Genomic DNA, 20,542 nt, shown 5'->3' with positions numbered 1-20,542 from the left:
GTGAGTGGGCGTGGCCGTTTATCATGCGGACGCGTTAGTGATCCGTAGTAAGCAATTTGGTGAGTCGGATCGAGTGCTCACTCTTTTTTCACGTGAATTGGGCAAGCTTCAAGCTGTGGCAAAAGGGGTGCGTAAACCTAAAAGCCGTCAAAGGGCCGGGGCTCAGTTGTTTACTTATGGGGATTATCTGATTCATCGTGGGAAAACGTTGGACACGATAAGTCAGTGCAGTCCGAGGGAAAGCTTTCCTCATCTCTGGAATGACCTTGATCGGTCGTTTGCGGCTTCAGGAATTGTTGAACTTTTAGATATCTCGACGATTCCGGCACAGCCAAATTCGGAACTTTTTACGCTTGCGTTGACTTGCCTGTTTTTACTGGAACATTATGATCCTACTCTTGTGCTTAGTGCTTATGCTTTAAGGTCAATGACGTTGCTAGGATATCATCCGCGTTTAGGAGAATGTGCGGAGTGTGGCGCACCTGTGAAGGGCAAGCGTTTATTTTTTAGTTCTACAGCTGGTGGTACGCTTTGTGGGAACTGTTTAGAGAACAATTCCGGACGTTGGATTCGGGCGGGTAGTATCGGGTTTATGCGTCAATTGATTCGGGCTGAAATCACTAAGCTGGATCGTTTGCGTTGGAATGATTGGATGCGGCAGGAAATTGTAGAGATTTTGAGGATTTACCTGGAGCATAGTTTTGAGCGACCCCTCAAATCGTGGAGGATGGGAAGTCTGACACGGGATGAAGTGGGAAAACAATTTGAAGGATTTAACGGGAAGGAAGGTAAAAATAATGAGTGAGCCGCTATGGACGGAACTTGAAAAAATGGATGTCTTACGTGAACGGATGGGGATAGGGTATGAAGAAGCTCGTACGGCTCTTAATTTGGCTCAAGGAGACGTTGTAAAGGCTTTAGACGATCTTGAAAAGGCTCAAAAAGGAGAAACACGAGAATGGGATTTTGAAGGTCAAGGGCGTGGAATGTGGGATGGTCTAAAATCTACGATGACAACGATTAGTCACTCCACAATTAGTCTTAAAAGGCATGAGAATACGATTGTAAGCCTTTCAGCACCTTTGGGTTTAGCCTTGGCGTATACAGTATGGCGGAAGCCCAGCTTAAGATTGCTGGCGCTTGTAGGGGCTGTAGGGGCGGCGATCAACCATTTTGAATTAGAGGTTGCTACTGAACAGAAGTATCCTTATGATAAAGAAACGGAAGAATATTGAAAATAGATAATTGCACTTGATCTTGAGTCATCGTAGTTTGAGAAACCATTTATAGCTGATAAAGTGCATTATCAAAGAAAGAGAAGAGAAAATGCATTTTATCGAGTTAATAAAGGGATACACCCCCTATAATGAACAAGAGGAAAAGGATAAAGCAGTCATATTGTACTGTCTTGAGCGCTTTGAGGATGTTTTAACGAGGAAAAATGAGATTGCCCATATTACATGTTCTGCTTTTGTCGTTAATAGAACAAAGGATAAGGTACTTGTGGTTCATCATAATATCTATAATTCTTGGTCTTGGACAGGCGGCCATGCAGATGGGGAAGAAGATTTACTAGCAGTCGCTATGAAAGAATTAAACGAGGAGACTGGGGTTAAAAATAGTCACCCGGTTACTTCGGATATTTTTTCCTTGGACATACTTCCTGTGTTTGGACATACAAAAAGAGGAAACTATGTTTCCCCTCATATCCATTTATCAATCGCCTTTTTGATCGAGGCTGATGAAAACGACGCACTGATGTTTAAAGAAGACGAGAATAGTGGGGTAAAATGGATTCCGTTAGACGAATTAAATGATTATAGTAATGAACCTCATATGCATAAATTGTATGACAAGTTTATTTCTAAAATCAAAGAGTTGGGGATCTATAAATAACTTAACTCAAGGCTTCAAGATTTAAATTTAAAGATCTCAAGGACTAATTAAGATTTGACACAATTTCTTCCTCAGCATATAATAATTTAAATTAATACCTTTAATATGCGATGATGGGCAAGAAGTTCACGAATCCTCTCTATTAGCGAGTTCGGGTAGGTGGAAGCCGAATGAGAGAAGTGGATGGGGCAGCTCTGAGCACATAGAACGAAGGGGACCCTGAGGGGTCAAACAGGGTGGAACCGCGGGAACAAGCTCTCGTCCCTGTAGCTTAAAAATGCTACGGGGGTGAGGGCTTTTTTACGTTTCTGGCCAATGGCCAGCTTGGTTGATATGCAAGTCGAGAACCGTCCCGACTTGCACGATTTGCAAAAGAATAATTCTTAAGGAGGCTGACAATGAAGTTTCAAGACATTATCCTTACTCTCAACCAGTTTTGGGGAGAACAGGGCTGTATTATTGCCCAACCCTATGATGTGGAAAAAGGGGCTGGAACTATGAACCCCGCGACGTTTTTGCGTGCGCTTGGGCCAGAGCCCTGGAATGTCGCTTATGTTGAGCCGTCACGTAGACCGACGGATGGACGATATGGAGAAAATCCTAATCGTTTACAGCATTATTTCCAATACCAAGTCATCCTGAAACCCTCGCCTGATAATGTTCAGGAACTGTATTTGCAGAGTTTAGAGCGCTTGGGGATTAATCCTAAAGAGCATGATATCCGCTTTGTAGAAGACAACTGGGAATCTCCAACCTTGGGTGCCTGGGGGTTAGGCTGGGAGGTCTGGTTAGATGGCATGGAAGTGACCCAATTTACGTATTTTCAACAGTGTGGAGGGATTGACTGCAAACCGGTTTGTGCTGAAATTACCTATGGTCTGGAACGCCTGACTACGTATATTCAAAACAAAGATAGTGTCTATGATATCGAGTGGGTCGGAGATGTCACCTATGGCGATATCTACCTGCAAAATGAAATCGATTACTCGCAATATAACTTTGAAGTGGCGGATATAGAAGCTTTACAGATCTGGTTTGAGATGTATGAACGTGAGGCGAAACGGGTCGTAGAAAAAGGGCTGGTGCTGCCTGCATACGACTATGTGTTGAAGTGCTCGCATACGTTCAACTTGCTTGATGCCCGGGGGGCGATTAGTGTCACGGAACGAACAGGCTATATTGCTCGGGTTCGGGCCCTCGCTCGTCTCTGCGCTCAGGCTTATGTGGAACAACGGGAGAGACTGGGCTTCCCCTTATTAAAGAACGCTGTAGAGAAAGAGGTGGAGTAAGATGGTGAACGATTTTTTGCTGGAACTTGGAATGGAAGAAATCCCAGCTAAATTCTCCCCGGGGGCGATGACCCAGTTAGAAGAACAAGCACGTAAACGCTTGGCCGAGCTTCGTTTAACGTATCAGGAAATAAATATCTTGGCGACCCCACGCCGTCTCGCGCTTTTAGTGATGGGTCTTGAGGAAAAACAAAAGGATTTAGCCATGGAAGTTAAGGGACCGGCTTTGAAAGCGGCTTATGATGCGAATGGTGGTCCAACGAAAGCAGCCCAAGGGTTTGCCAGAGGACAGGGAGTTTTGGTGGAAGATCTCTTTGTACAAGAGGTCAATGGTGTGCCGTATGTCTTTGCACGTAAATCGGAAATTGGGCTGGAGACCAGGTCACTCCTCTCGCAGTTTGCCATCGACATGATTAACTCCCTTCATTTTCCGAAACCGATGCGCTGGGGAACGCTTGATTTCCGTTTTGCTCGGCCTATTCGCTGGATTGTGGCGCTATACGGTACAGAGGTTGTTTCGTTTGAGTTCGTAGGGCTTGAGTCTGGACGAACCTCACGAGGGCATCGTACTTTGGCTACGGGCGATGTTTTGATCGACCAACCCTCGAGCTATCGTGAAGCCTTACGTCAAGCTTATGTTATTGCAGATCCCAAAGAACGAAAAGCAGATATCTTAGCCCAAATCAAAGCCCTGGCCGAGAAGGTAGGCGGCGAGGTGCCTGAAGATGAAGAACTTTTGGGTGAAGTTATCCACCTGGTGGAGTATCCGACTGCTTTATTAGGTGAGGTGGCCGCTCAATATATGCATTTACCAGAGGCTGTGATCACCACTCCAATGCGGGAACATCAACGCTATTTCCCAGTCCGGGCTAAAGATGGCGACCTTTTACCCTATTTTATTACGGTGCGTAATGGGAATGATTTTGCTTTAGATACGGTTAAAGCGGGAAATGAAAAGGTGCTCAAAGCTCGTCTAGAAGATGCCGCCTTCTATTATCGCGAAGATCAAAAAGTTCCTTTGTCAGAACTAGTTTCAAAGTTGGAAAAAATTGTCTATCATGAAAAATTGGGTACGGTCGAGCAAAGGGTTGCTCGTTTACGCGGCCTGTCTCGGTTCATGGCAGAGAAGCTGGAGCTTGGAGTTGGCAAGCTAGAAGAAATAGACCGCACTGCTTTATTGGCGAAAGCGGATCTGGTGACGTTAATGGTCAGCGATTTTCCGGAATTGCAGGGAGTTATGGGAGCGGATTATGCCAGTGCCAGCGGAGAAAAAGCTGAAGTCTGTCAAGGGATACTTGAGCATTATCAGCCTCGTTTTGCAGGAGATACGCTACCTAAATCCGATTCAGGTCGCGTGGTCAGTGTTGCCGACAAACTAGATGCCATCGTTGGAGCGTTTAGTATTGGCATTCAACCTACCGGGTCTCAAGATCCTTATGCGCTAAGACGGCAGGCGCAGGGGATTATAGCCATTCTTTTAGATTCAGGGTGGGATCTCTCTCTAACCTCGCTTTTGAAGAAGTCCTATAGCCTTCTTGCAGAGCAAGGGGCAGATTTGTTGCCAGTTGAGGACATCATGTCACTCTTGGAGGAGTTCTTCCAACAAAGGGTGCGTTTTGTGCTTCAGGAACAAGGGCTCCGTTATGATACAGTGGATGCGGCGTTGGCGTCAGGTTGTGATGACGTGAATCGCGCTGTAAAAAGAGCCCGGCTACTTTCCGTCAAACGGGAGGAAGAAGCCTTTGTTCTCTATGCCCAGACCTATACTCGCTGCTTTAATCTGACTAAAAAAGAAGTAATTCGGGCGTTAGATTCATCAATCTTGGTGGATGAGACTGAAATTGCCCTTGCTAAAGGGATATCTGAGCGCAGGGAGCGGTTTGATCAGGCCATTGCGCTGGGGGATTATGAGGAGGCTTATGACCTGGCTTGGGAACTTGTCCCGCAAATCGAAGCCCTCTTCCAAGCGGTGATGATTATGGTAGAAGATCAGGCTTTAAAAACAGCTCGCTTGGCTTTGCTTAGTCAGTGTGTGGTAATCTTAGGTTGCCTAGGAGAATTAAGCGTCTTAGCTTAAGCGGAATTTATTTTTGAAAGTAAGTAGTGAGTAGTAAGTAGGTTTTAGGGCGCCTGATTACTAGATAATATTCATACTTTATTAAAAATTGGCTGTTAACACAGATGGACTTTAAACACCATCTGTGTTTTTTTATATGCCCCAGGTCGCTGAGCATATCGTTAAAATAAATAGTTATTTTTTTGGCAGATCCTCATGCCGCATCGCACCTCTATCTGATAATGAAAATGTATTTTTCAGTAGAAATATAAGCTATGCATAAGTGTATTAGAGATTAATGACTGACAAACTAAAAGTCCACAGTAAAACTTCGATAGTGCAAAGCGGCATGTCAAGCAGACAGATTTGAGTAAGTGAGTGTTAGTGATTGTTAGTGAACGTTCGTAATCGTTCATAAAAATATATGATTTATATGCTCACTATCTAGGCAAAAAATAATATAATATGATATAATCAAGCGCGTAAAACTTTATTAGTATGTCACATTGCGGTTTGAGAGAAACATTAAGGGGTGAAATGGGTTGGAATGGACGGAACGTCAACAGCGAATCGTGGAGATCGTGAAAGCCTCAGGTTCCATCACCGGTGAAAAGATTGCGGCAATGCTGGATTTGACGCGAGCCACTCTCCGCCCGGATTTAACCATTTTGACGATGTCCGGTGTCTTAGTGGCCAGGCCGCGCGTTGGGTATTCTTATCGTGAGGATAATGGGCCCTCTCCGATCATGGAACGCATGCTACAGCTGCGGGTCTGCTCGTTTAAATCTATGCCAGTCACGGTTCTGGAAGATGCCAGTATCTATGAAGCGACGGTTGCAATGTTCACGCAAAACGTAGGAAGTTTAACGGTTGTCGGGCCAGATAGAGTCCTTTTAGGAATGATTTCAAGGAAAGATATTATGAAAGCCTCTTTAGGAAAAATTGACTTGCAACAAGTGCCTGTCGGTGTCATCATGACCCGTATGCCGAACATTTACATGACGACGTCTGATGAACCAGTCTTAAGTGCTGCCAAAAAATTGGTCCAACATCAAGTTGACAGTTTGCCAGTCGTGGAAGGGTATGTTGACGAGAACGGTAATGAGTGTTATGAAGTCGTGGGCCGATTTACCAAGACGAATGTCACAAAGCTCTTTGTGGAGATTGCGGAAAGGTAATAGTCCGGAGGTCAGAGATCAGAAGCCAGAGGTCAGAGGCCTGTACAGAGGGCAGGAGCCAGAGGTCGGAATAGGGAGCCTATTACATAAAGGACTTGGACTAAGGACGAGTGCTGAAGTCATAGACTGGAAGTCAGATGCAGAGGCAGAAGGCAATCCAGAGGTTAGAGGCAGAAGCCAAAGGTAGAGGTCGGAAATCAGAGGCTGGAGGGCACCAGGTCAGTAAATAGAAGTCAGAGTAGACTTCGAATGAATTCGGAGGTGTGAATGTGACGGCTCAAATGTCGGTGATTTATGTCATTTCAGATGCACTTGGAGAGACGGCTGAGTTTGTAAGTCGGGCGGCGGCAGCACAATTCATTGGCGTAAAGACTCGGATCCGTCGGGTTCCCTACGTACGGGATCAAGCTCATTTGGAAGATATTATGGAAGAGGCCATTGCCGAGCAAGCAATCTTAGTTTATACCCTGGTACTTAAAGATCTTCGAGATTATATAGAGAGAAAGGCCTCTGAAAAAGGGCTTAAAACTGTTGATATATTGGGTCCTCTAATTGGCGCTCTTAGCAGCCAAACGGGTATGGACCCCACACATACGCCAAATATTATCCATCGCTTAGATGAACAATATTTTCGTAAGGTGGAAGCGATCGAATTTGCTGTGAAATATGATGACGGTAAAGATTCGCGCGGGGTACTTTATGCTGATGTTGTTCTGATTGGTGTCTCTCGAACGTCGAAAACTCCACTCAGTATGTACTTAGCTCACAAAGGGCTTAAAGCTGCTAATATTCCCTTAGTTCCAGAAGTCGATCCTCCTGAGGAACTTTTTTGTATTTCTTCACGGAAAGTGATTGGCTTAACTCTGCGACCCGAATTGCTTAACCAGATTAGAACAGAACGTTTAAAAACTCTGGGGCTGGGAGCGACAGCAGATTATGCTAACCTGGATCGGATCATGAGAGAGCTGGAATATGCCCGTGGTATCATGAGGCGGATAGGCTGTCCAATTATCGATGCAACTGGTAAAGCAGTTGAAGAAACTGCGAGTATCGTTCTAGAAATGTTATTTAAGGGGGATCGAAATGAGTAAGAAATATGTTTACTTATTCCAAGAAGGTAAGGCCTCAATGCGTGATTTATTGGGTGGAAAAGGGGCCAATTTGGCCGAGATGACCCAAATTGGTTTGCCGGTTCCTCCAGGATTTACAATTACCACGGAAGCCTGTAACGAGTATTACAGCAATGGTGAAACGTTGCCAGATGGGGTATGGGAAGGTGTCTGGCCTGCTTTGGCTGAGGTTGAAGCAGCTACGGGTAAACTCTTTGGAGATCCGAAAAATCCACTTCTCGTCTCGGTAAGGTCAGGGGCAAAGTTCTCAATGCCGGGCATGATGGATACGGTTCTCAATTTGGGCCTTAATGATGAGACTGTGGTAGCTTTGGCTGAGAACACTCAAAATGAGCGCTTTGCTTGGGACTGTTATCGGCGCTTTATCCAGATGTTTGGGGATGTTGTCTTAGAAGTAGAGCATTATATTTTTGAACAGATACTGGAGACTGCCAAAGAAAAACAGGGAGTCCACTATGATTCCGAGCTTTCCGCGGAGAGCCTCAAATGGATGGTAAGTGAGTATAAGAAAAAGATTCAACGTAAAACTGGCAACCCGTTTCCCATGGACCCTAGAACTCAGTTAGAACAAGCAGTCTTGGCAGTTTTCCGTTCGTGGAATAACGACCGTGCTAATGTTTATCGTAGAATCAATAATATTCCAAATGACATTGGAACAGCTGTTAATGTTCAGTCCATGGTCTTTGGAAATATGGGATCTGATTCAGGAACGGGCGTGGCCTTTACCCGTAATCCTTCCACAGGGGAAAGTGCACTTTATGGTGAATACCTAATGAATGCTCAAGGGGAAGACGTGGTTGCAGGCATTAGAACACCGAACCCGATTGCTACCTTGGCGCAGGAAAATTTAGAGATCTATAATCAATTTGTGGAGGCTTCCCAACGACTAGAATCTCATTATCGAGACATGCAGGATATTGAATTTACCATCGAGCGCGGTAAACTATATATGCTCCAAACTCGAAATGGCAAACGTACTGCCTCGGCAGCAATCCGAGTGGCTGTGGAACTTTTCCACGAAGGCGTGATTACGAAAGAAGAAGCAGTGATGCGGATCGAACCGGATCAATTAGAACATCTATTACATCGCCGTATGGACACGGATTCAAAGCTCCAAGTTCTGGCCAAAGGGTTACCTGCTTCGCCAGGAGCTGCATCCGGCAGAATTGTCTTAAGTGCTGAGGAAGCGGAACGGTTAGGAAATCTCGGTGAGAAAGTAATTCTGGTGCGCACGGAAACAACACCGGATGATATCCGGGGTATTTTGGCAGCTCAGGGGATTCTGACGAGCCGTGGCGGTATGACAAGCCATGCGGCTGTTGTCTCCCGTCATATGGGCAAACCGGCTGTCTGTGGGTGCGATGCTTTAAAGATTGACTATACCCAAGGTTTGTTTGTCATTAATGGGGTGGATTATCCCCAAGGAACGATCATCTCTATCGACGGATCAACTGGTCGAGTGATCAAAGGGGAAGTATCCATGGTCGATCCAGAACTAAGCGAAGGATTTAAGGAGTTCTTGGGTTGGGCGGATGATATTGCTAGACTTCGGGTTATGGCCAATGCTGATAGTCCAACAGAAGCGACTAATGCTCGTGATTTTGGCGCGGTTGGGATCGGGTTGACTCGGACGGAACATATGTTTATGGACCCTGAGCGGATACCTATTGTTCAAGAGATGATCTTGGCTCAATCCCTTGAAGATCGCGAAGCTGCTTTAGCTAAGCTCTTACCCATGCAGGAAGAGGACTTCTACGGTATTTTGAAGGCTATGCAGGGGTTCTCTGTGACTATTAGGCTGCTCGACCCTCCACTTCATGAATTTCTTCCCCATTCTGAGGAGTTGGTGGTGGAGATCACAAAACTTAGAATTAGCAAAACTGATCTAACGTCCTTACATGAAAAAGAAGCTTTGTTACGTAATGTTCGGGCCTTATCTGAATTGAATCCAATGCTTGGCCATCGTGGATGCCGCCTTGGCGTGTCCTTCCCTGAAATTACGGTTATGCAAGCACGGGCGATTTTCCAAGCTAGTGCACGTTTGATCAAAGAAGGGTACGACATTCATCCAGAAGTCATGATTCCACTAATCATGGGGAAAGAAGAATTCCTGATGATGCGAAAGTTGGTAGACGATACTGCGGCAGAGGTTATGCAAGAACAAAACGTTCAGCTTCACTATAAAGTCGGAACCATGATTGAGGTGCCGCGCGCGGCGCTCTTGGCTGATGAGATCGGAAAGGTTGCAGATTTCTTCTCTTTCGGAACTAATGATCTGACCCAGATGACCATGGGTTTATCTCGTGATGATGCCCAAGGAAAGTTCCTCCCGGTCTATCTCGATAAGAAAATCATGAAGACAGATCCCTTTGTCGTATTAGATCGCGAGGGGGTTGGTAAGCTCATCGGCATCGGCGTAAATCTTGGTCGGAGTACAAACTCAGCTCTTGGCTTAGGGATCTGTGGTGAGCACGGCGGGGAACCGAACTCTGTGGAATTCTGCCATATGGTCGGTTTGGATTATGTCTCTTGCTCTCCATTCCGCGTACCGATTGCTCGATTGGCTGCCGCCCAGGCGGCTGTAATCAACAAAGACCGATCTAAGTAAGGAATAAAACAGGATGAATGAGACTCCGAAAGTCTTATATACCAAGGCTTTGGAGACTTAATAGAAAATATAAAGTAAGGGTATTGCCTCTTAGTAATTTAAGAGACAATACCCTATTTTCGTTTCTGATTTTTGAGCCAATCTTTAAATGAAATCAGCATTGAAAAGACCAATCAAAATAAGGGCTTAAAATAATATAGGCAAAGCTCTCAAAACCGGGATACGTACAAAAATTAGGAGTATCTGGTTCTAGGTAATGTTTATAGACAACAAATCGATTCGGTGGTAGTATAATAAGCATATAATAAGTGTATTTTATTGCTACCAAGAGAGGTGATTTATATGATGAATATCAAGCCGTCCGCAGCAATCCGCAAAAATTATAATGAGATTTCTGAATTGTGCAAGCGGTCAGGAGAACCGGTTTATCTTACGAAAAACGGAGAAGGGGATCTCGTGGTCATGGATATAGAAACCTATGCAAGAAGGGAAAGTATGCTTCGGCTACGGGAAAACCTGGTTGTTGCAGAAGAAGGCAGGCTGAATGGAAAACCAGGTTATTCCATTGACGAGGTCTCTGCTATGATGAAATCAGCAGTCCGAGAGGTGCTAGATGGACAGCGAAAATAAACGGTACACCGTAGTTATTTCCGATGAGGCCAAGCAAATGCTGATATCACACGCACGGTTTCTGGCACAGGTTAGTGAGCATGCAGCCACGTGGTTAATTGAAGACTTTCAGGTAAGGGCAAAGTCATTAGAACAGTTCCCAGAAAGAAATCCAGGGCTGATTGACAAGCTGATTCCTTCAGAAAAATACCGAAAACTCTTATTGGAGAAAAGGTATCTATTGGTCTATCAGATCAAGGAAAACACCGTATATGTGGACGCAGTTGTAGATACACGCCAGGACTATGGCTGGTTATCGTAGGCTGGAAAACAGAATAAAAGCCTAAAATAAGACGAAGAAAGCTATAATTGACTCACGAAAAAGGAGATGAGAATTATGCCTCTGATTACTCCAATTTAGTTTATGATTACATAAAGTGTTTCAATATGAAAAAGAGATTGGTCTTTTATGATAGATAAGGCTCAGGCAGCGATAAAGAATCAAGGGTCAATTAAATAATAAAGCAAATAGTATAAGCACAGCTATCCAATCCTTATCTATCAAGGTTTATAGAGTATATTTAAAAAATATATATGGGTATTGTCTTTTAGAATTAAGAGATAGTACCCTATTTCTTATTGTGAAATTTTGGGTTAGTCTGGTAATAAAGATGAGCAACTGATGTAAAATATTAGCATTATCATTAGAACACGGCGTGAAGTTTACTATGGAGCCGACAGAAATAGGCGAAGTCACAATAGCTGTCTTTGACGATACATGTGGAAACCTTATTCAGATATTACAGAAGTAACTTTATGTCGAAATAGAAGCAACCAGTTCTAAACGACTTTATTGTTATGTTTTAAGGTCGGTGAACACATTTAATACGTCACCTTACACTCAGCTTCCAAACTGGGGCAGAACATTCTTGGACAACTATCTTGCAACGTTACCTTACGCCTATGGGACTTCATACCTGACTCAGATAAGAAACGCTTGCTCGCGTTTCTTTTTGTTTTTTGAGTTTGCAGGCATAAACCAGCCTTCTGAGATTACCCATGACATTGTGAAATCATTTTTTATCAAAGATATCCATATGTCATCAAAATCTAAGGATCGATACAACAATGAAATTAGCCATTGTCTTATGTACATGGAAACTTCGTAATCCAATGTTTTGGATTGATATTTATCCAATCGTAATACTCCCACTTCTTCAAGTGGGAGTGGGTCCTCGTCCTCTGCTTCGGTGACGAAAGCCTCCAGTGACGATAGTCTCCAGTGGAGAGTATCGCCGAAGCGCACGGCCCTTAACGAATACGATCGCGCTGAGGATTGGTTTCGCCGAGCCGCTTTTCCCAACAGGAACACTTAGCGGCGAAGGAGGTAGAGTCCATCCTACGCGCGAAAGTATTCATCAGTAGATCTGCGCCTTCGGCATAAGTAATCCTTAGGCGGTCAGTACTCTATGGAGCATGCGCCTTCGGCGATAGTGTCCACCGGACACTATCGTCACTGGAGACTTACTTCACCGAAGACTCGATGTTCAGCTTTAGCTGAACGAGTTCACAGGAGTCGGAAATGACTTAAAATTAAAGATAAAGTTAAAGTTGACTTGACTGCCCCTCCATCCCTGTGAGAGTATCAATATTTACCGATGGCATAAAAATTGCATCTTAATGTTGTACATAGTATCGAGGAGTAAACCCATTTCTGTAAAAGAGGAGTGAAAACAGTGTCCTTTATTTTAGGAATCGATACCGGAGGAACCTATACGGACGGTGTGCTCTTGGATTTTGAGGACAAAGTGGTCGTCGCTAAGGCCAAAGCCTTTACAACACCCCAGGATCTGACGATTGGGATCGAAGAGTGCATTGATAACATAGGGGAATTTGATCCTTTACAGATTTAAGATGGTTTCTCTTTCGACAACCCTCGCTACCAATGCGATCGTGGAAGGACGTGGTGGTAAAGTAGGGTTGATTCTGATCGGCAATAAACCTGCCGGAATTTACCCAGCCCATAAGATTAGTATGGTTTCAGGCGGACACGATGGGCTTGGAATGGCAAAATGTGAACTTGACACGGATGAGCTTATCAACGTCATCGGGCAAATGAAAGGTGAAGTGGATACTTTGGCTATCTCCGGGATTTTTAGTATCAGAAATCCGGAGCATGAGAATCAAGCTAAAGAGTTAGTGCGAAGGGAATGGGATGTCCCTATAGTATGTGGCCACGAGCTAAGCTCAAGTATCGGGCTCTATGAACGGACTGTAACGGCCTGCTTGAATGCTAAATTGTTGCCAATCATCGCCGACTTGTTAAAAGCCGTGAAACAAGTGCTTAAAAGAAAGAAAATTGAAGTTCCCATGTTGGTAGTAAAAGGGGACGGATCTTTAATTAGGGAAGAAAAAGCACTCGAAAAGCCCATTGAGACAATCCTGTCGGGACCGGCCGCAAGTATTGTCGGCGCAATGTTTCTCTCGGGTTTGGAAACGTTCTTAACGCTGGATATGGGCGGCACTACCTCTGACATCGGAATCGTCAAGCATAAATGTTGGAGAATGCATGACGAAGGAGCCATCGTCGCAGGGTGGAAAACCCATATCAATACAGCGGGAATCAGTACATTTGGGATCGGCGGGGATAGTTATATTACAGTTCAAGGAAAGGGTCAGCTCGGTATTGGCCCAACTCGCGTGAGGCCGCTGAGTGTTATTAGCTTGCACTATCCCTATTTAGTGAAGGAGCTTAGGGAAATCCAAAGCTCAAAACCCTTGAGTAACGGGAGTAGCTTTAACGCCCAAACCATGGATTGCTGGATAATCGTTAAACCCCCTCGTACTTTAGAAAGATTAAGCCGGGATGAAAGCTTGATTGTCAAGGCACTTGAGGATGGGCCCCATAATGGCCTGATTTTAAAAGAACGAATTGGGAAATACGTCAGCCCATTTGCGCTTAGTTCTCTCGAACAAGCGGGAATTATTGGGCGTATTTCGTTTACTCCGACAGATGCCCTGCATTGCCTTGGTCTTTTGAAAAAATGGAATGTCGAGGCTGCACTCGAAGGAGCAAGAATCCTTGCTAATACCTATGGCTGTAGTCATGAGAGTTTTGCCACAAAATGTCTAGAGACGATGACTCAATCACTGGCTCTTTCTACGCTGCAGAGTATTGCTTCCAAACAAGGTTATCAGCTCGATTTGAAGGATGCGAACTTTAAGTTTTTCCTAGAGCCTTTTTTCAAGCAAGCAATGGACTCGGATATACGTATTCCAATCAACTTGAATTACCCAATTGTCGCGATCGGAGCTCCCGTAAAAGCCTATTTACCTGCGGTGGGTCAGCTATTAAATACCGAAATGATAATTCCTGAGCACAGTGAAGTAGCTAGTGCGATCGGGGCAGCCATGGGAAAGGTTAGCGAGAAGATCACTGCCTTAATTAAACCGGGGTTCAAAGTCCACGCTCCATGGGGCTGCGAGGCCTTTATGTACTATGATGACGCCTGCGAGAGAATTCTAACGAGGGGTAAGGAAATTGTCATAGAAAATGCCCATAAGGCGGGCATAGCCAACCCAGAGATCACCGTAAATCAGGATAAAGTGACGAGTGAGACGGAGTTTGGTACGGTTTTTATTGAAGAGTTCTTCGAGATCATTGCCTCCGGATACTGTCAAGAAGAGAGGGGATTGTGACCATGAAAGCAAAGGTTTTTGTGTGTAGTACCATGGCCGATGAAATTGAAAAAGTGCTACCTCAAGGTATGTCCTATGAACTGTTGCCCTACGCACTTCATCGCGAACCTAAAAAACTTAACTCAGAGTTGCAAGCCAGAATCGATGCAGACCAAGAACATGATACCCTGCTTTTCGGCTATGGATTGTGTTCGAACGGAGTTGTAAATCTTCATTCGAGAACTCACACGCTGGTTATCCCTAGGGTTCACGACTGCATAAGCCTCTTGCTCGGTTCACGACAGCTTTACCAGCAGGAATTCGACAAATCTCCAGGAACCATCTATCTAAGCAAGGGATGGATCGATCAAGGTGCTGAACCATTGGCAGAGTATCAGAGATATTGTGATAAATACGGTGAAGTGAATGCTAAGTATATTATTGATACTGAATATCACCATTACAAGAGACTTGTTTTCATCGATACAGAAGTTGGAGATTATGGCTCACTTATGGACTATTCAAAACAAGTAGCTGACTTTATGGGAGCTGAACTTGAAGAACGAAAGGGTTCCTGTCGATTTTTAGAGAGATTAGTAACTGGAGATTGGGATAGGGATTTTGTCGTGATTCCCCCAAAAATGATGGTTACCCAAGAAAGCTTCTTTTAAGAGTTTTCTAACGGGATATTAATCTAATTAGTGGTATCATCCACGAGTTTAATCCAGTTTAATCTATACGAACTCATCTGATAGATGAACTTTTTATAAGCGTAATACCTTGGCTGTAACGGTGCTGGCTAGTGCTGGCAATTATTTTGGGTGGTGATAGCCATGTCTTACATATTAGGGATAGATACCGGGGGTACTTACACGGATGGTGTACTCTTAGATTTTGAAGAAAAAGTTGTCGTTGCCAAGGCTAAAGCATTTACAACGCCGCAGGATTTGACGATTGGAATAAAAGAATGTCTCGAGAATTTAGGGAAGATCGATCTGGATAACGTTAGAATGGTTTCTCTTTCTATAAAGAAGGTTAGGAGAAGAGACTAACAGACAAACAAATATACGTTGGTCTCTTTTTTGTCAGATACTGGACACCTTATCCCGTCAATGTATGGACATATGGAGTAGTAAAAAACAATTTATGCAATAGATAAAAATGTTCCATAATGGTTAAAAATTGATTGGTCCTTTAATCAGAATCCCATATATAAAAAAGCCATACGCGGAAAGTGTGTACATCGTGCAATTGGTGCAAATATGGGCTGTCCCAAAATGATGTTTGAAGGTAAAAGTTGGTAGGCAATATCCTCAACCTAGCTCAATGTAAAAGGCTACACCTTCTTCCTCGTTGTCCGCTTCATTACTGGCCCATATTTTGGCTTCGTGAAATTCTGTGATCTGTTTAACAATAGCCAATCCCAGACCGAATTCACCATCCTTGCCGATTTGGAACGGCTCAAACAGTGAGTCGATCAATTCAGTTTCAATACTGTTTCCATCGTTCCAGATACGTAACAGAACCTTCTCTGTGGTATCCGCTAGTGCATCCAGCGACAAGACAATCCGTTTTACGGCATAGCGTATCTGGTTATCAAGCATGTTATCGATAGCTACTCCCCACTGTTCACGGTCGCCTGTAGTGCAGAAAGACACTAATTTTACAGTCCATATTAATTCTGGCCGACGACATTGAAACCTCTCCAAGCGCTGTTCAAGTAATTCAGTCAGATTAAACGATTCCCGTTTTTTCTCCTTTGTTGATAAATAATTAAGCTTCGTCAAATACAGCAGGTCGCGAATACGTTTTTCCAGTCGCTCCGCCTCGCCATTGATAACTAGAATGCTTTCGTCCAGCGTTCCTTTTGGATATATGCCATCCAGCATAGACTGGGCATAGCTGCGGATAACCATCACCGGAGTCTTCAATTCATGTGAAATGTTCTGTAGAAAAGACTGCTGAGCCTTATCCTGTTTAACCAGGCGCTGGCGCATGTTTTCAAACGCACGGCCTAGCTTGCCGATCTCGTCACGCCGATCCAGAACAAACGGCTCGAACCAAACCAATCACGCTCGGCTATGCGAGCTGCCTGAGTCTCCATCAATACAAGCGGCCTGGAGATATAGCGTGCTAGAAATAAAGAGACAGGCCAACTAAGCAGCAATGAAATCAGCATTAGCAACAACAATCGCCAGAACATGGACATTGCAAGGTTATTGGGGTAATTGCCCCAGGCAAAGGATACAATATATCTCGGTTGCTGCTTAATTTCATCTTTACGAATCACATAAAAAAGAGTTTTGTCGTTAATTTGGTGGGAGTACTGAAGAACATTTGCCTGTTGTTTTTGGGCATCGCACAAATATCACAACATTATGGGAAATTGTCAAATACTTTAACGCTTTTTTCTTTTTGTAGTTATATTATAACACTTCGACCTTTTTTAATAAAAAACATTATCAAAGTTCGCAAGCGCGCCTATCTCATTCCTTATAATGCGTACCCATAAACTTTGGAAATACTAGTTTGCCGTTTGTTTTAGGCGTGCTGAGGCCTTGGATAAATTAGCCAGGGAATTTACTGAGTACGTCTGTCTTAAGGTTTTGTAGTTGGAGTGGAGTGCCCTTGACAATGTTTAAGCAACTGGAATATGATGCATATAGGTTAAATCGTTTGGATATAGTATAAAATATTGTTAACGACCATGATAAGGATAGTAATAAAGGACTTGGGTTTTAGAGACATAATCCTCGGGTGAAAGATTATGACGAAGGTTTTTTATGAAGATCACCTTGGAGTTGAGCGGCTGAAATAATCTAAGCTGTTCCGTAGACATACGTTACATGTTTTAAGCGATTAGTGGATTGTTTATTTAAGCTATCCATTAATAACAAGGGTGGTACCGCGGATAATCCGTCCCTAAGTCATTGACTTAGGGACTTTTTGATGTTATTTACACGATATTTGAACCCAACATGAAAGGAAGATGAATATGTCTAACTTCAAACCGCTAACGGATCTACCCGTAGCGAAAAAAGAAAGTGAAATAGCCGATTACTGGAACGATCATAAGATACTAGATAAAAGCATCCAAACTAGGGAAGGTAAAACACCCTTCGTATTCTATGAAGGACCTCCCACGGCCAACGGCAAACCGGGAATACACCACGTCATAGCCAGAACTTTAAAGGATTCAGTTTGCCGGTACAAAACCATGCAGGGCTATCAGGTCAAGCGTAAAGCTGGATGGGATACTCATGGTCTTCCTGTGGAACTCGAAGTAGAGAAACAACTTAAACTTACCAACAAGCAGGAAATTGAAGCCTATGGAATTGCGGAGTTTAATCAGAACTGTCGGGAATCGGTGTTCAGCTATGAGAAGCAATGGCGAGATATGACCAAACGAATGGGATATTCAATCGATTTGGACCATCCCTACGTCACCCTCGATAATAATTACATTGAGAGCGTTTGGTGGATACTTGATCAGTTTTTCAAAAAAGGTTTGATCTATGAAGGACACAAAATCCTGCCCTATTGTTCACGCTGTGGAACTGGGCTGGCCTCCCATGAAGTAGCCCAGGGCTATAAGTTAATAAAGACTAACACCGTCTTCGTAAAGTTTAAGCGAAAAGAGGTCGAAGAGTTCTTTCTGGTCTGGACGACGACGCCCTGGACGCTTCCTTCGAACGTGGCACTGACTGTCAATCCTCAAGAGGTCTATCTGAGAGTTAGGCAAAATGAGGAGATTTATTATGTTTCCAAGACTTTATCCCATAGAGTCTTGGGAGAAGAGTTTGAAGTTCTGGAAGAAATCAAGGGAAAAGATCTTGAGTTCGTAGAATATGAGCAGTTAATGCCGTTTGTAAAAGCGGATAAGAAGGCCTTCTTTGTTACGGTCGGCGATTATGTAACGACAGAGGATGGCACGGGAATTGTCCATACTGCCCCAGCCTTTGGGGAGGATGATTACAACATTGGCAAGAGGTATAATTTGCCAGTTCTACAGCCTGTCGATGAAACAGGAAAATTTGTGATCACTCCATGGAAAGGTAGCTTTGTTATGGATGCGGATCTCGATATCATCAAATGGTTGCACGGGGAAGAAAAATTATTTAAGAAAGAAAAAATGGAGCATAACTATCCTCACTGTTGGAGATGTCAGACTCCACTCCTTTATTATGCTAAACCGAGCTGGTATATCGAAGTCACAAAATTTAAAGATCAATTGGTTGAGAACAACAAAGGCGTTGAGTGGTATCCTGATTTTGTCGGAGAAAAAAGGTTTGGCAACTGGTTGGAAAACGCCAATGACTGGGCCTTGTCCAGAACTCGATACTGGGGAACACCGCTGAATATCTGGAGATGCGATTGCGGAAACACCACATCGATTGGCTCTCGAAAGGAACTGGTAGAAAACGCGGTGGAAACGCTGGATGAAACAACGCTTGAATTGCACCGGCCTTTTGTGGATGATATTCACCTTAAATGCACAAAATGTGGCGGGACAATGACCAGGGTGAAAGATGTGATTGACTGTTGGTTTGACAGTGGTTCCATGCCTTTTGCTCAGCATCACTATCCGTTTGAAAATAGCGAGAACTTTGATCAGCTCTTTCCCGCCGACTATATCTGTGAGGGTATTGATCAGACCAGAGGCTGGTTCTATTCTCTACTTGTGATCTCAACCTTCATCAAGGGAATCGCACCTTATAAACGAGTACTGGTTAATGATTTGGTTCTCGATAAGGATGGGCATAAGATGTCTAAGTCCAAAGGAAATACAGTCAATCCCTTTGAATTGTTTGATCAATATGGAGCGGATGCTTTAAGATGGTATTTACTTCACGTTTCTCCGGCTTGGAGTCCAACGAAATTTGATATCGAAGGGATCAAGGAAGTACAGAGTAAATTTTTCAGCACGATGAGAAATGTGTATGCTTTCTTTTCCTTGTATGCCGAAACGGATAAGCTTGACCCACGAGACTTCTTTATTGCTTACCAGGATCGACCCGAGCTTGATCGATGGGTACTATCAAAATATAACAGCCTTCTAAAAGGCGTCGAGTCAGATTTAAGTGCCTTTGATCTGACCAAAGCAGTGAGAAAGATCACTGTGTTTGTCAATGAGGATTTTTCGAACTGGTATATAAGACGTTCGCGCAGGCGTTTCTGGGGTTCAGAGCTTACGGATGACAAGAAAGCGGTCAACAATACGACCTATGAAATACTCGTGGGATTATCCAAGCTGGTGGCTCCCTTTGCGCCCTATATTTCCGAAGAACTCTATCGAAGTTTGACTGATGAACTATCCGTTCATCTAGCGGATTACCCCGTCGCCGATTCAAGCCTGATCGATGGCGAGTTGGAAACTAGAATGGATCTGGTGAGAAATCTAGTGGGTCTAGGCAGGGCAGCAAGGGAACAGGTCAGAATCAAGGTGCGACAACCGGTCCGACAGATCTTGATCGACGGTAAATATGAGCAATTGATCGACTACATGCTTCCTTTAATCAAGGAAGAGCTTAATGTTAAGGCGGTTGTGTTTGCCAAGGATTTGAGCCAGTATATGCACTTTAGCTTAAAGCCTAATTTCAAAGTAGCAGGGTCTATCTTTGGTTCAAAAGTAAAATCCTTAGGCAAAGCACTGGCAGCCCTTGACGCGTCTGACCTTGTGCCTAGATTAGAAGCTGGAGAAACGATTTCGATTGAGGTAGAGGGCGAAGGTGTAGACCTAGTTAAGGACTATGTCATCACTACGATCGCGGCTAAAGAAGGCTTTACAATGACCGTGGAGGACAATCTATTTGTAATACTTGATACAACCCTTACCAAAGAGCTGATCGATGAAGGGTATGCGCGGGAGTTTGTCTCCAAGGTACAGCAAATGAGAAAATCTAATGACTATGAAATGATGGACAGAATCAAAATCTACTATGATGGCGATGAGGAAATAGCTGAGGCTGTTAAACTATATGAAGACTATATAAAACAAGAGACTCTAGCAAACAATATTGAGAGAATTAAGGATGCTAGTTTGGAAAAGCAGAATCTTAATGGTCATGAGACAGGCTTGAAGCTGGAGAAATTGTAGG

At 43.9% G+C, this 20,542-nt stretch carries 17 protein-coding genes and 1 other annotated feature; of the genes, 16 read left to right on the top strand and 1 reads right to left on the bottom strand.

Annotation, left to right across the window (positions count from 1 at the left end; translation table 11 throughout):
• Window positions 1–10 precede the first annotated feature (10 nt).
• The 15 genes from recO (at window position 11) to JL57_RS15550 (ending at window position 15,496) form a co-directional block, all read left to right on the top strand.
• On the top strand, window positions 11–805 hold the full coding sequence (gene recO / locus JL57_RS15620; RefSeq protein ID WP_034142948.1) for a DNA repair protein RecO: 795 nt from the start codon (window positions 11–13) through the stop codon (window positions 803–805).
• Window positions 798–1,235 carry a DUF4342 domain-containing protein gene (locus JL57_RS15615; RefSeq protein ID WP_034142947.1) on the top strand — a complete coding sequence of 146 codons (438 nt, stop codon included), beginning with the start codon at window positions 798–800 and terminating at the stop codon, window positions 1,233–1,235. Before recO ends, JL57_RS15615 begins: the two co-directional genes overlap by 8 nt.
• Before the next feature lie 91 nt (window positions 1,236–1,326).
• Complete coding sequence (locus JL57_RS15610; RefSeq protein ID WP_034142946.1) at window positions 1,327–1,896, top strand: NUDIX hydrolase; 570 nt, start codon at window positions 1,327–1,329, stop codon at window positions 1,894–1,896.
• Window positions 1,897–2,294: 398 nt separating this feature from the next.
• The gene (glyQ, locus tag JL57_RS15605; protein ID WP_034142945.1) at window positions 2,295–3,185 is read left to right on the top strand and encodes a glycine--tRNA ligase subunit alpha; all 891 of its coding nucleotides are present in this window, start codon (window positions 2,295–2,297) and stop codon (window positions 3,183–3,185) included.
• A 1-nt stretch (window position 3,186) separates the two neighbouring features.
• Complete coding sequence (glyS, locus tag JL57_RS15600; RefSeq protein ID WP_034142944.1) at window positions 3,187–5,262, top strand: glycine--tRNA ligase subunit beta; 2,076 nt, start codon at window positions 3,187–3,189, stop codon at window positions 5,260–5,262.
• Window positions 5,263–5,783: 521 nt separating this feature from the next.
• Window positions 5,784–6,419, top strand: a complete 636-nt coding sequence (locus JL57_RS15595) for a helix-turn-helix transcriptional regulator (protein ID WP_034142943.1) — start codon at window positions 5,784–5,786, stop codon at window positions 6,417–6,419.
• The gene (locus tag JL57_RS15590; RefSeq protein ID WP_034142942.1) at window positions 6,406–6,606 is read left to right on the top strand and encodes a hypothetical protein; all 201 of its coding nucleotides are present in this window, start codon (window positions 6,406–6,408) and stop codon (window positions 6,604–6,606) included. The genes JL57_RS15595 and JL57_RS15590 overlap by 14 nt, the downstream gene beginning before the upstream one ends.
• An 82-nt stretch (window positions 6,607–6,688) precedes the next feature.
• On the top strand, window positions 6,689–7,510 hold the full coding sequence (locus tag JL57_RS15585; protein WP_034142941.1) for a pyruvate, water dikinase regulatory protein: 822 nt from the start codon (window positions 6,689–6,691) through the stop codon (window positions 7,508–7,510).
• Window positions 7,503–10,157 carry a pyruvate, phosphate dikinase gene (gene ppdK, locus JL57_RS15580; RefSeq protein WP_034142940.1) on the top strand — a complete coding sequence of 885 codons (2,655 nt, stop codon included), beginning with the start codon at window positions 7,503–7,505 and terminating at the stop codon, window positions 10,155–10,157. Before JL57_RS15585 ends, ppdK begins: the two co-directional genes overlap by 8 nt.
• A 345-nt stretch (window positions 10,158–10,502) precedes the next feature.
• Window positions 10,503–10,787 (top strand): type II toxin-antitoxin system prevent-host-death family antitoxin, encoded by a 285-nt coding sequence (locus JL57_RS15575; RefSeq protein ID WP_366557038.1) that lies wholly within the window; start codon window positions 10,503–10,505, stop codon window positions 10,785–10,787.
• Window positions 10,771–11,088 (top strand): type II toxin-antitoxin system RelE/ParE family toxin, encoded by a 318-nt coding sequence (locus JL57_RS15570; RefSeq protein ID WP_034142938.1) that lies wholly within the window; start codon window positions 10,771–10,773, stop codon window positions 11,086–11,088. Before JL57_RS15575 ends, JL57_RS15570 begins: the two co-directional genes overlap by 17 nt.
• 1,414 nt (window positions 11,089–12,502) lie before the next feature.
• Complete coding sequence (locus tag JL57_RS34580) at window positions 12,503–12,679, top strand: glutamate mutase L (RefSeq protein ID WP_291300152.1); 177 nt, start codon at window positions 12,503–12,505, stop codon at window positions 12,677–12,679.
• Window positions 12,660–14,465, top strand: a complete 1,806-nt coding sequence (locus JL57_RS15560; RefSeq protein WP_291300151.1) for a hydantoinase/oxoprolinase family protein — start codon at window positions 12,660–12,662, stop codon at window positions 14,463–14,465. The genes JL57_RS34580 and JL57_RS15560 overlap by 20 nt, the downstream gene beginning before the upstream one ends.
• Before the next feature lie 2 nt (window positions 14,466–14,467).
• Window positions 14,468–15,115, top strand: coding sequence for a DUF1638 domain-containing protein (locus JL57_RS15555; protein WP_034142936.1), 648 nt, complete (start codon window positions 14,468–14,470; stop codon window positions 15,113–15,115).
• Window positions 15,116–15,277: 162 nt separating this feature from the next.
• Entirely contained in the window at window positions 15,278–15,496 is a 219-nt protein-coding gene (locus JL57_RS15550; protein WP_034142935.1) for a glutamate mutase L, read from the top strand.
• A 261-nt stretch (window positions 15,497–15,757) separates the two neighbouring features.
• On the opposite strand, the gene JL57_RS15545 is transcribed toward JL57_RS15550, so the two are convergent.
• Window positions 15,758–16,513 carry a cell wall metabolism sensor histidine kinase WalK gene (locus JL57_RS15545; protein ID WP_291300150.1) on the bottom strand — a complete coding sequence of 252 codons (756 nt, stop codon included), beginning with the start codon at window positions 16,511–16,513 and terminating at the stop codon, window positions 15,758–15,760.
• A 629-nt stretch (window positions 16,514–17,142) separates the two neighbouring features.
• Window positions 17,143–17,371, top strand: a binding site (T-box leader).
• A 68-nt stretch (window positions 17,372–17,439) separates the two neighbouring features.
• Between JL57_RS15545 and ileS the strand changes: the two genes are divergently transcribed.
• Window positions 17,440–20,541, top strand: coding sequence for an isoleucine--tRNA ligase (ileS, locus tag JL57_RS15540; RefSeq protein ID WP_034142934.1), 3,102 nt, complete (start codon window positions 17,440–17,442; stop codon window positions 20,539–20,541).
• Window position 20,542: the final 1 nt, after the last annotated feature.

The organism is Desulfosporosinus sp. BICA1-9 (genome assembly GCF_000802135.1).
The sequence above is the reverse complement of the archived record's forward strand: the minus strand, read 5'-3'. Positions and strand labels throughout refer to the sequence as shown.